The organism is Thioclava nitratireducens (genome assembly GCF_001940525.2).
Taxonomy (GTDB): domain Bacteria; phylum Pseudomonadota; class Alphaproteobacteria; order Rhodobacterales; family Rhodobacteraceae; genus Thioclava; species Thioclava nitratireducens.
Genome location: NZ_CP019437.1, coordinates 2,027,005 through 2,039,093, shown reverse-complemented (window position 1 = coordinate 2,039,093; position 12,089 = coordinate 2,027,005). Strand labels below are relative to the sequence as shown.

The window sequence follows — 12,089 nt, the reverse complement described above, 5'->3', positions numbered from 1 at the left end:
CCCTCCTGCCCGGACGCCGTTCACATGTATGAAACCGTTTTGCTGATCGTCGCGGCGCTGGTCGTCGGCATGTCGAAGGGAGGGCTGTCGTCCGCTGCGGCCATCGCGGTGCCAATGCTCGCGCTGTTCATGAACCCGGTGAAGGCGGCGGCCACGCTACTGCCGGTCTATATCGTGACCGACTGGGTGGGCGTCTGGCTCTACCGTCACCATTTTTCCAGGCGGAACCTGTTCATTCTCGTGCCCGCGATGCTTGCCGGCGTCGCCATCGCGACCGTGATCACGCCCTACACGCCGGAATGGGCGTTGCTCATCTTCACCGGGCTGATCGGGATATGGCATGTCGGACGCGCCTGGCTGAAACGGCATGACGACAGCCAGGCCGAGGCCAAGGTGATCCCGGGGCTGTTCTGGGGGACGCTGACCGGGATCGCGAGCTTCATCACCCATTCCGGCTCGCCGCCTGCGCAGGCCTACCTGCTGCCGCAGAAGCTGCCCAAGCTGGAATTCGCGGGCACAATCGCCATCGCCTTCGCCATCGGAAATATCGTGAAACTGCCCGCCTATTGGGTGATCGGTCAGCTCGACGGGCTGAACTGGCCCCTTGTCGCGGGGCTGGCCGTGGCGGGGATCGCAGGAACCGTTGCGGGGCGTTGGCTGACCGCTCGGCTGTCGCAGCAACTCTACATGCGGGTTATCCAGATCATGCTGGCGGTGCTGTCGGTCCTGCTACTGATCCGCGGCGCGACGCAGGTGATGTGATCAGCGCGGCGGGTAATGGCTGCGCAGCGCCATCGCGTCCTGCCCGATCAGCCGCGTGACCGAATTCCCGTCCTCCGAGAAAATCGAGCTTTGGGTGTAATACGGATCTTCCAGATCGGTCGAGAAACCGAGCGATTGCACGATCTCTTCCAGCACGACCGAGCGGATATCGCGCATCTGGATGTCCCGGCTGAAGGCGATATCGGCATCCATGATCCGGCCCGTGTTGGTCTGCCAGTAGAAGGTCACCTTCGCGACCGTGCCCGGTCCCAGTCGCCGGCCATTGAGCCGCATCGATGGTGTGCCGCGCACCGTGCCGCCCACGGGCGTGTCGGTCAGGTAGAGCTTGATATCGGCGGGACGCGCCCCGGCATAGCTAAGGTGCAACGCAGCGCCGGTCTTGTTGATCTGCGCGATCGCGGCACGGGCGGCCTGTTCGATGGCATGGGCGCGCTTGGCTGGAAAATGCTGTGAGCGGAAGGCGAGGCCGACCGTCAGATCGCGGCATTTGCTGGCCGCCCAGCGTCGGTAGGGCAAGGTGCAGGCGCCCCCAGGCCGCGCGGCGCAGGCCATCGCGCGATAGAAGTCGCGGTCGCTCATCTTGCCGGAATTGGCGATGTTCCGGTCGGCGCCGGTGTCGCTCGCCCAGGCGGGGGCCGCAAGGTTGAGTGCAAGTGCGAGGCAGGTCGCGCCCAGGATCAGCCCGAACGCAATTCTAAGTCTTTTCTCAAACGCTTGCAGACCGATCTTAAAGTCCCCTCTTAACTCAGAACCGAACAGGCGCGGCGGGTTGCGAGCGCGTAACCCTCGATCCCGAAGCCTGCCAGAACCCCCTCCGCCCGTTGCGAGATGTAGGAATGATGGCGGAAGCTTTCCCGCTTGTGAACATTGGAAATATGCACTTCGAAGACCGGGCCTTCGAAAGTGTTTAGCGCGTCGAGGATCGCGACGGAAGTGTGGGTGTAGGCCCCCGCATTGATCACGATGGCGCAGGCCTCGTCGCGCGCATGGTGAATCTGCTCGACGATTTCGCCCTCGAAATTCGACTGGAACAGCGCGACATCGAAGCCGCGGGGCTGCGCCTCCTCGCGGCAAATCCGCTCCACGTCCCCGAGCGTGTCCGAGCCGTAGATCTCGGGCTGGCGCTTGCCCAGAAGGTTCAGGTTCGGGCCGTTGAGGATATGGATTGTCTTCGACATTCTGCGCTCCGAGTGGCGCGTGAGGCAGGCGCGCCCTGCCCCTCGCGCGGATCAATTTCCCCAAGCTATAGTGCCTTGCGCGGCCCTCCGTCCAGCAAAAGGGCGTGATCGGTTGCGGCGGCGAGCGGTCGCTGACACCACGACATCCGCAAGCGCATCCTAGATCCCCGCCTCGGCCTCGCTGAACAGTTGCAGCGGCGGATGCCGCGCGACCAATGCGATGGCCTCTCCGCCCCCGGCCAGTGTGCGAAAACAAATCGCACGTAGCGGCCGCCAAGGACTTGGCAGCGGGGCCGTTTTCGCCCACTCTGTCGGCGACGGCTGAAGGCGATGGCGTCGCCAGCGCGTTGCGCGCCCGCCCGATCACCCGTCCTGTACGCCGGGATCTTGCTTTGTCGCAGCGCGCGACGGGGGAAGATCGTCCCTCGGCGCGTTGCGGCCTCTGATAAGGAAGAGTGCCGATGGACCGTCCTGCTTTTTACCGATTTCACCAAGGCGAGCGCATCCTGCCCTTCGCTGCCAGCGAATACGAGGCGCGGCTCGCGGGTCTCCGCGCGGCGATGAGCCAAGCGGGCATTGATGCCTGCCTGTTCACTTCGATGCATAACATCGCCTATTACTCGGGCTTTCTATACTGCGCCTTTGGGCGGCCCTACGCGCTGGTCGTGACGCCAAGCGACAGCGTGACGATCTCGGCGGGGATCGATGCCGCGCAACCGTGGCGGCGCGGCCATGGCGACAATATCACCTATACCGACTGGGCGCGGAACAATTACTGGCGCGCGATCGCCTCCGTCACCGGCAAACGCCGCGTGCTGGGCATCGATTCCGATCACCTGACGCTGGCGCAGGCGGCGCTTCTGCAGGATTTCCTCGAGCCGACCGAGACCCGCGACATCGCCCCCGCCACGATGCGGCAACGGATGCACAAATCGCCCGCCGAGATCGCCCTGATCCGGCAAGGGGCCGCGGTCGCGGACGTGGGTGGCTATGCTATCCGCGAGACGATCCGCGAAGGCGTGCGCGAGATCGACGTGGCGATGGCGGGCCGCGACGCGATGGAGTTGGAAATCGCCAGGCGATTTCCCGACGCCGAGTATCGCGACACCTGGGTCTGGTTCCAGTCGGGCATCAACACCGACGGCGCGCATAACCCGGTGACGGGGCGCATTTTGCAGCGCGGCGACATCCTGTCGCTCAACACCTTCCCCATGATTTCAGGCTATTACACGGCGCTAGAGCTCACGCTGTTCGTGGGCGAAGTTGACGACGCCTCGCGCGCGATCTGGGAGGCGAATGTCGCCGCCCATGAATACGGGATGAGCCTTCTGAAACCCGGGGCGAGTTGCGCCGAGGTGACCGAGAATATCAATGCCTTCTTCGCCGAGCGCGACCTGCTGCAATACCGCACCTTCGGCTATGGCCATAGCTTCGGGGTGCTGTCGCATTACTACGGGCGCGAAGCGGGGCTGGAGTTGCGCGAGGATATCGCCACGGTGCTGGAGCCTGGAATGGTGATCTCGATGGAGCCGATGCTGACGATCCCCGAGGGCCAGCCGGGCGCGGGCGGCTATCGTGAGCACGACATCCTCGTGATCACCGAGAACGGCAACGAGGACATCACAGGCTACCCCTACGGGCCGGAGTTCAACGTGGTGGGATGATGTGACCGGCACGTGGGCGGCCCGGCTGCCCGCGCGCTACAAAAGCCCGAAGCGCAATGCGATCGCCACGGCTTCGGCGATCGTCCGGGCGCCGAGTTTGCGGCGCAGGTTGGCGCTGTGCATATCGATTGTCGGCATGGCCAGATCGAGGTCATGGGCCAGCTGATCGCGCCTGCGGCCGCGGATCATCCCGTGCAGGACATCGCGCTCGCGCGGGGTAAGGTGAATCCTGTCGCGCGGTGCATCCACCAGATCGCGAAGGGCTGTCTCTTCCTCGCTCGTGACGATGACGAGGACCCGGCGCCCGCCATCTGTGCGCGGCAGAAGGTTCAGTCGCAGCCTCGGAATGATCCGCCCGTCCGCCCCACGCATCTGCGGCAGATCGAGCGAGCCCGCCGCGCTTTTGCCAGCATCGGTCGCCCGTCCGATCGCGCGGCGCAAGGCAGGTTGCGCCGCCCCGCGCGCCCGCAGCACACGCTGGAAATTCAGCACGAGAAGCGGGTGGATTTCTATCAGCGTCTCCGCCATCCCGTTCATCCGCACAAGGCGGCCCTCGTGGTCGAGCTCTAAAATCGGCGCGTCGTCGAGCAGGCTGTTATCAGACGCGGTGACCTGCTGGATACTGGCGCGATGAAGCTCCCGACGGATCTTGTGCAGCCGCCCCAGATCCTGGACATGCGCGCCGAGAGTCTTCATCTCGGGGTCGGTGAAATCCCCCCCGCGCTTGCCCTTGTGGAACGCCGTGGCGACCAAACCGTCGCGGGTGCTCTGCATCATCGCGAGACACCAGTAGCGATCGACACCGTTCTTCACGATGAAATCGTTATACATTTCGCTGTGTTCGAACTCCTGCGCGCTCACGTGGTCCGACAAACGAAACAGCCCTGTTCCACACTTCTCCGGCGTGCCATGGGCCAACCATGGGTCGTGCCCCTCGAAGGAATTGTAGTCGAGATTGGCCTCCGCCTGGGTTCCGGCGGTAATTTCGCGATAGTCGCCGGGATGGAGCCAGATGAAGACCGCGGAGGGAATGTCGATCTCCCGCGCCATCATGCTGGGCAGCAACGTGAACAACTCGTCGTCAAGCGCGGCGTCGTAGATCTCGTGATGCGATATGAGATGTGACATCGGATCAGGTCAGTCGTCGCGGGCGGACCATTGGTGACATGATGTGCGTTTCTTGAAAAACGACGCGCAGAAACGAACCCGGCATTGGCCCCCCAAACTTTTCAAACAACCGCCAATCGGACCGTCGAGCCTGCACCCGACTGCGACGAAGCTGAAATGCTCACCGATTATGTTTTTTGACATAAAGCACCGACTCTTCCTCAAAAATCAAGCTTGAGGGAAAAAGCGCAATCGACCGAGTTCGTCGTGTAGAGCGCGACATTCGACCGGGTGCGCCGCGCCGTGCAAGAAATTCTGGGTGTTTGACCGAGGATTTTCACCCGCTTCAACTCCAGGCTCAGACCGAGGCTTGCCGCCCGGTCGCGGCGATGCACGCCAACGATCGGAAAGGCGGCATCATAGCGGCGCTCACCATAGCTGAGCGACAGCCCGCCCCGTACGCCCGCGATCAAGGGGCGCTCGAAACCCACGCGCAATTCGGCGCCGGAATAGCGGTGATAGTCCGTCCGGGGCACGGCGCGCTCCAGCCTCAGGCCATAGCTCAGGGCACCGCGCCGCCCCACCCGCGTCCGGCGTGCGAGATCGACGTAATATCTCGGCCCGCTCAGGTAGGACTTCTCGCCATAGCTGGCATATTCGCCGCCCAGCCGGAAAACCGTGCGCCCGTCCGCCACGGACCGCCACGCCTTCGCGAACCGGACTCCGCGCGTGAGATTGTCCGACGTGATGTCTTGCGACCCGCCGCCATAGCGCCTGTCGCGGACGAACGCCTCGACCGACCAGGGCCCGCGACGGCCGAGATGCTCATATTGCACCGCAAGGCCGGGCTCGGAATAACGCAATGTCGCAGTGTGGTACCACGCCCCCGCATAAGAGGCGCGAAACCGGATGCGATGACCCGGGCGCGGCTGAAGGAACCAGTCGAGATTGGCGCCATAGCCGAGCCCCACGCCGGAGGTCTCGTTGCCGCCATCTTTGATCAGGAAGGTCCCGAAATCTGTCACGAGGTAACGCTCCGAGGCGACATGATCGACATTGCTGCTCGGCAGGATCGAGGCGGTGGCGGAGAAGCGCAGCGGATGCGCGCGATCGAGCGCCTGCCACGCCGCGAGAAGCGCGTCTTCGTGCTTTGGATCCTTGGCGAGCGCGTAACGCAGGAACGCCTCGTTGCGGCGCACGGAGCCAAGTTTCCTGAAGCTTTGCTCCAACCCGGCCTGCGCCGGAGAAAATTCCGGATGGCGCGACGCGATTTCGCCGAAAATCAGCAGCGCCCGCCCCGGTTTGCCCTGCGCGAGCTGCGCATTCGCCACGCCGAACCAATCCGAAACCGTCTGTTCGGCGAAGCTACGCGTCGGCAAGAGCGTGGAGGTGACAAGCGCGAAGGCGAGCCAGATCAGGAGGAAGGAAGAACGGTATCGCATCGCGCTTGTCGTTTGCCTCTCGGCGAGACGGAAAGAGACCGGGCGCAGAACGCCCGGCCTGTGCAGGAAAAGCCCCGCCTCAATTCTCGGTGGCGTAATAATTGCCGTCGACGTTGCGGACATCAGTGCCGTCGGTCAACGTGCCGGAGACGTCACCCACGGCGGTGAGCGTCCCCCCGTCGTCATAGAAGCTGCCGTTCATATCCAGAGCGAAATCTGCGCCCGGAGAGCTGCCATCCGACATCGTGCCCGTCGCGGTCGCGACCATGGTCGAGCCGGAAACCGTGCCCGCAACGTCGAGCGAGCCCGTCACATTGGCTTCTTTCGTCAGGACGTCGCCGCTGTAGATGCCGAAGTTCGTTCCCTTGCCGGTCAGCGTTCCCGCGCCAAAATCGACATCCATCGCCAGTTCCCCCATCACGGTCGTGGTCGGGTCGTCGGGATTGACGTTGCTGACGCCCATAAAGCCCGACATCGACGCCTGCCCCGTCGGCGCGGTCGTCTTCAGGTCGCCCGTACCGATCCTGTCCGCGTAGTCGGAATAGGTTGCATCGACGTTTTGGGCCTCTGCCGAGGTCAAGGCCCCGGAAGACCCGTTGCTGCTGTTGCAGGCAGCCAGCGCAAGACAGGCGGCTGACGCCGCGAGCGCGAGTTTGAATGTCATGAGAATACCCCGATTTTTTGGTGTTTTGTCACGGCCCAAGCACACGAACCGATCACGCGCATTTCATGTCACGGCACCGAAAGCTCGCAACCTATGAGAACTTATAGGGTTCTGCGAAATTGGCGCCCGAGCGCCCTCCGCAGTCCCGAAATCACGAAAACGTGCAAACCTGCGTAAACCTTGGTTTCTCGGAGATGAAGGAACGGGACGGCGCGGCGTTTCGAGACATTCGACCATGTCCGGCATCGCCCGGAACAAACTGCGCACAGCGCACGGGACGGATCGGAGCGCATTGCAAAGAACGCAACGGGCCATCGGCGAAAGGCGCGCTTCGAATGCACCGACAATGGCTGGCCAGGAAAAACGTCATCGGCTCCGTCCCGACCGCTGAATCAAGTCCCGCCAACTGGATCAGCAGAACTGCAGCGCCTTCTGCAGCGAAGCGTTCACCACAAACATCGTCCCGCCCGTCCATGACGCGCGAGTCGACGCTGGCCCCCGCGAAGCGAGGGATCGGGCTCGCGCGGCGCAGCGTAAACTGCGGCGCAAAGCCTCGCTAGGCGCTTGAAAACAGGGGCTTGAAAGGGGGTAATGGCGGAGCGGAAGGGATTCGAACCCTCGAGACGGTTTCCCGCCTACACACTTTCCAGGCGTGCGCCTTCGACCACTCGGCCACCGCTCCGCCGGCGGGTTTATCCGCAAATCCGGGAGGGATGCAAGAGCCGATCCGGAATAATGCGAAGGACATTAAAAAGCCCTGAAAACACGCGGGTTCGGCGCTTGCGCGCCTGCCCGGTGGCTCCTAGCATAAGAAAATCAGGTTACGCCCCCGTCAGGGGCAGGCACAGGAAGATGATGAAGATGAAGGACACTCCCGATGAGGGCCGCCCCGCCCTGATCGATGGGCGCGCATTCGAGCCGCGCGCGCTCACCAACGTGCTTCTCGGCATCATCGCCTTCGCGCTGGCGCTGTTCCTGATGGTGCAGGCGAAATTCATCCTGATCTCTCTGGCCATCGCGATCATCCTGTTCTCGCTGACCTCCGAGGCGATCAATGCGGTCGGGCGGCTCCGGATCGGGCCGGTCTCGATCCCGCCGCGTCTGGCGTCGCTGGTGGCACTGGCGCTGATCGCGGGCGGGCTGCTCACGCTGAGCGCGGTGCTGATCTCGCAGGTGAACACCGTCGTGACGATGGTGCTGAACTATGCGGGCCCCGCGCAGCAGGCGATCGCGCAACTCTTCGGCTGGATGGGCCCCGAGGTTGAGCAATCGGTGCTGGAATCGATGCAGAGCATTCAGGTCGCAGGGTATCTGACCACCCTGGCGGGTCAGGCCTCGAACCTGCTTTCGGCCACGATCCTGATCATTCTGTTCGTGGGCTTCCTGTTCGCCGAGCGTATCTGGTTCGACGCGAAGCTGAACTCGCTGATGGGGGATCGCGCCAGCGCAGAGCGGATCGCGCGAATGGTCGGCACGATCATGCGCCGGGTGAACCACTATCTGCTGGTCAAAGCCATCGTCAGCGCCGTCACGGCCATCGCGGTCTACGGCGTCTTCACCGTGGGCGGCTTCGACTTGGCGCTCCCGGTCGCGATCATCACCTTCGCACTGAACTTCATCCCCTCGATCGGCTCGATCATCGCGACGGTTATCGCGACGCTCGCGGTCTATGTGCTGACCCAGAACCCCTACACGGCGGGCACGGTGCTCGTCGCGGTCGGCATCCTGCAATTCGTGATCGGCAACGTGATCGACCCGATGCTGATGGGCCATGCGCTGCGGCTGTCGAGCTTCGGGATCATCATCTCGCTCGCCTTCTGGGGCGCGGTCTGGGGGCTTCCGGGGATGTTCCTCGCCGTGCCGATCATGGTGGCGCTGATGATCATCTGTTCGCAAAGCCCGCGTCTGCGTCCGCTCGCGGTGCTGCTGTCGCGCGAAGGTCTGCCGGACATGGAACATTGAAGGCCGCTGACAGCCAACGGGGATTGGATTGAAGGGCGCAAGGCTTAGATAGGGAGGTAAGGAGACGCCATGACCATTCCCTTCGACAACAGCTATGCCCGCCTGCCCGACACGTTCTTCGAGCGTCAGCCGCCCCAACCGGTGAAAGCGCCGGAACTGGTGCTGCTGAACCGCGACCTTGCCGACCGTCTCGGCCTGGATGCCGATTGGCTGGAGGGCCCCCAAGGGCTCGAGATGCTGGCCGGCAACACGATGCCCGAGGGCGCGGAGCCGATCGCGCAGGCCTATGCGGGTCACCAGTTCGGTGGCTTCGTGCCGCGTCTGGGCGATGGGCGTGCTGTGCTGCTGGGTGAAGTGGTCGCGCCCGATGGCCTGCGCTTCGATCTGCAACTGAAAGGCGCCGGGCGCACCGCGTTTTCGCGTGGCCGCTCTGACGGGCGGGCGTGGCTCGGTCCGGTGTTGCGCGAATATGTCCTGAGCGAAGCGATGGCGAAGCTTGGCGTGCCGACGACGCGCGCGCTCGCCGCCGTGCGGACGGGCGAAACCGTTGTGCGCGATGCCTCGGGGCGTCCCGGGGCGATCCTGACCCGCGTCGCGCGCAGCCATATCCGCGTCGGCACCTTCCAGTATTTCGCGGCGCGCAATGATCGCGATGGATTAAGAACTCTCCTCACCACGTTGATAGATAGACATTATCCGGAATGTGAGACTCCGCTCGAAGTCCTGCGTGCGGTAGCGGCGAAGCAGGGCGAGCTCGTCGCGAAATGGATGGCGCTCGGCTTCATTCATGGCGTGATGAACACCGACAACATGGCGCTGTCGGGCGAGACGATCGACTATGGCCCCTGCGCCTTCATGGACCATTACCATCCGGGGCGGGTCTTCTCCTCCATCGACCAACAGGGCCGCTACGCCTATGCGCGCCAGCCGCAAGTGGCGGTCTGGAACCTTGCGCAATTCGCGACCTGCCTGATGCCGCTGATCGGCGACGACGATGCGGCGATCGAACGGGCGAGTGCCGCCGTCGACAGCTTCATCGGCGTCTATCAGGGCGAATGGCTGCGGCTGATGGGCCGCAAGATCGGCCTCGCTGAGGCGACCGAGGAAGACCTGCCGCTCATCGAGGACCTGTTGAACCGCATGGCGACCGAAAAAGCCGATTTCACGCGTGTCTTCAGCGCGTTGCGGCGCGATCCTAAGACGGCGGGTCAAGAGTTCACAGAGCCGATGGCATTCGATCTCTGGCGCGAGGGATGGGAGAAGCGGATCGCGAGCGAAGACGATCCGCGCGCCGTCATGGAGATGGCGAACCCGCTGCGCATTCCGCGCAACCACCGGGTCGAGGAGATGATCGCGGCCGCGGTCGATGGTGATGACGGTCCGCTCCACAGGCTTATGGAGGCGCTGGCGGACCCCTATGCGGAAGATCCGCGTTACGCCTCGTATGAAGACGCCCCGAAGCCCGACGAACGGGTCTTCCGGACCTTCTGCGGGACATGAAGATCACCCTGTAAGGCACTCAGAAAAATGACACTTCGGATCGCTTCCTACAATCTGCACAAATGCGTGGGGACCGATCGCAAGCATGACCCGGCGCGGATAGTGAACGTCATCAATGCGCTGCACGCCGATGTGATCGCCTTGCAGGAAGTCGACAAGCGCATGGGCGAGCGGCCGGCGGCACTGCCGCAGACGCTGATCGAGGAAGAGACCGATTTCATCCGCCACGACATGCCCCGCACCACAGCCGCCTCGCTGGGCTGGCATGGGCAGGTCGTGCTGGTCCGGCGTGGCTCCCGGGTGCTGGGGATCGAGCCGGTTACCCTGCCCGGTCTCGAGCCGCGCGGCGCCATCGCGGTGAACATCGCCCCCGACAGCGGCGCGCCCTTCCTGCTCATTGCGGCGCATCTTGGGCTGCGGCGGAGCGACCGGCGCGCACAATGGACCCGGATCGCCGAGATCATGGCCGGGGTGAAGCCGCATCCGGCGCTCGCAATCGGCGATTTCAACGAATGGCGCGAACGCCACGGCTTCGAAGCGCTGACCGGCTTTCACATCCATGCGCCGGGCGCGACCTACCCCTCGCGCGCCCCGATCGGCCGGCTCGACCGGATCGTGACATCACCGGGAATCCGCGTGGTGCGCAAGGGTGTGCTGGATACGCCACTGGCGCGCGTGGCCTCGGATCACCTGCCGATCTGGGCCGATATCGGCGGTATCGTCACCCGGGCGCATCCCCGCGCCTGACACCCTGCTTGAAGGCCGATCACAGGCGCGCTAGGTGGGCCTTGACCATCCGGTCAGGAGCGCCCCATGACACCCGAACCCACCGAGAACGACAATCTGCGCGGCTCGATGCTGATGATCCTCGCGATGGCGGGGTTCGCGCTCGAGGATATGTTCATCAAGATGCTCGCGGGCGACTGGCCGGTGGGGCAAATTCTCGCCGCCGTGGGGCTTGGCGGCGCGACGATCTTCGCGGTGCTCGCCAAGCTGAAAGGCGAGCGCATCTTCACCCGCTCGCTGCTTTCCTCTGCGCTCTGGCTGCGCAACGCCGGCGAGATCGTCGGCACCGGGTTCTTCGTCTCCGCCGTGGCTTTCACGCCGCTCGCCCAAGCCACCGCGATCCATCAGGCGACGCCGCTTGCGACCACGCTCGGCGCCGCGATCTTCCTGAAGGAACGGGTCGGCTGGCGCAGGCTTTCGGCGATCCTGATCGGGTTTCTCGGCGTGATGATCGTGATCCGGCCCGGCACGGACGAATTCTCGATGCTCTCACTTCTCGCGGTCGGCGCGGTCATCGGCCTGTCGATGCGCGATGTCACCACGCGGCGCGTGCCGCGCGACGTGACCTCGCTGCAGGTGGCGACACTCGGCTTCTTCTGCGTGTTGCCGCTGGGGCTCCTGCTGCTGGCCGTGCTGCCAGAGCCGGTCGTCACACCCGCACCGATGGATTGGCTTTACCTGCTCGGCGCGCTCGCGATCGGGCCGGTGGGCTATTACGCCCTGATCGCCTCGGTGCGGCTGGGCGAAATCGCGGTGATCATGCCGTTTCGCTATTCGCGTCTCGCCTTCGCCGTCGTGATTTCGACCGTCGTCTTCGCCGAGCCCCCGGATCGCTGGACGCTGATCGGCGGGGCGGTGATTGTGGGCTCGGGCCTCTATGCGCTGTGGCGGCAGGCGAAACTGCGCAGGGAAGGTCGCCGTTAGCGGTAACATTTCCTCCAGAAATTGCCCTTACGGCCTTTTCGCAGGCGCAGCACGGGTGTATGCACCTAGCCAAGCATCA

General features: G+C 64.1%; 11 protein-coding genes and 1 tRNA gene. 6 read left to right on the top strand and 6 right to left on the bottom strand.

Translation table 11 applies throughout. The annotated features are described in order from the left end of the window. The first annotated feature begins 24 nt into the window (after positions 1-24). Entirely contained in the window at positions 25-762 is a 738-nt protein-coding gene (locus BMG03_RS09795; protein WP_075776589.1) for a sulfite exporter TauE/SafE family protein, read from the top strand. Here BMG03_RS09795 and BMG03_RS09790 read toward each other — a convergent pair whose 3' ends face one another. Further along, on the bottom strand, positions 763-1,362 hold the full coding sequence (locus BMG03_RS09790; protein ID WP_075776590.1) for a DUF2927 domain-containing protein: 600 nt from the start codon (positions 1,360-1,362) through the stop codon (positions 763-765). 161 nt (positions 1,363-1,523) lie between these two features. After that, on the bottom strand, positions 1,524-1,961 hold the full coding sequence (aroQ, locus tag BMG03_RS09785; RefSeq protein WP_075776591.1) for a type II 3-dehydroquinate dehydratase: 438 nt from the start codon (positions 1,959-1,961) through the stop codon (positions 1,524-1,526). Positions 1,962-2,422: 461 nt separating this feature from the next. Here aroQ and BMG03_RS09780 point away from each other — a divergent pair, with 461 nt between their 5' ends. Further along, positions 2,423-3,625, top strand: coding sequence for an aminopeptidase P family protein (locus BMG03_RS09780; RefSeq protein ID WP_075776592.1), 1,203 nt, complete (start codon positions 2,423-2,425; stop codon positions 3,623-3,625). Positions 3,626-3,661: 36 nt separating this feature from the next. On the opposite strand, the gene BMG03_RS09775 is transcribed toward BMG03_RS09780, so the two are convergent. The 4 genes from BMG03_RS09775 to BMG03_RS09760 all read right to left on the bottom strand — a co-directional run bounded on the left by BMG03_RS09775 (position 3,662) and on the right by BMG03_RS09760 (position 7,520). After that, a complete protein-coding gene (locus tag BMG03_RS09775; RefSeq protein ID WP_075776593.1) occupies positions 3,662-4,753 on the bottom strand; it encodes a LuxR C-terminal-related transcriptional regulator in 1,092 nt (363 codons plus the stop codon). Between the two features lie 200 nt (positions 4,754-4,953). Continuing rightward, a complete protein-coding gene (locus tag BMG03_RS09770) occupies positions 4,954-6,174 on the bottom strand; it encodes a surface lipoprotein assembly modifier (RefSeq protein ID WP_075776594.1) in 1,221 nt (406 codons plus the stop codon). 79 nt (positions 6,175-6,253) lie between these two features. Further along, a complete protein-coding gene (locus tag BMG03_RS09765; RefSeq protein ID WP_075776595.1) occupies positions 6,254-6,838 on the bottom strand; it encodes a hypothetical protein in 585 nt (194 codons plus the stop codon). Positions 6,839-7,430: 592 nt separating this feature from the next. Continuing rightward, positions 7,431-7,520 (bottom strand) — tRNA-Ser (locus tag BMG03_RS09760). Positions 7,521-7,699: 179 nt separating this feature from the next. Here BMG03_RS09760 and BMG03_RS09755 point away from each other — a divergent pair. The 4 genes from BMG03_RS09755 to BMG03_RS09740 all read left to right on the top strand — a co-directional run bounded on the left by BMG03_RS09755 (position 7,700) and on the right by BMG03_RS09740 (position 12,010). Beyond that, complete coding sequence (locus BMG03_RS09755) at positions 7,700-8,800, top strand: AI-2E family transporter (protein ID WP_077701375.1); 1,101 nt, start codon at positions 7,700-7,702, stop codon at positions 8,798-8,800. A gap of 69 nt (positions 8,801-8,869) precedes the next feature. Further along, positions 8,870-10,300 (top strand): protein adenylyltransferase SelO, encoded by a 1,431-nt coding sequence (locus BMG03_RS09750; protein ID WP_075776596.1) that lies wholly within the window; start codon positions 8,870-8,872, stop codon positions 10,298-10,300. Between the two features lie 27 nt (positions 10,301-10,327). Then, on the top strand, positions 10,328-11,047 hold the full coding sequence (locus tag BMG03_RS09745; RefSeq protein ID WP_075776597.1) for an endonuclease/exonuclease/phosphatase family protein: 720 nt from the start codon (positions 10,328-10,330) through the stop codon (positions 11,045-11,047). A gap of 66 nt (positions 11,048-11,113) precedes the next feature. Next, a complete protein-coding gene (locus BMG03_RS09740) occupies positions 11,114-12,010 on the top strand; it encodes a DMT family transporter (protein WP_075776598.1) in 897 nt (298 codons plus the stop codon). Positions 12,011-12,089: the final 79 nt, after the last annotated feature.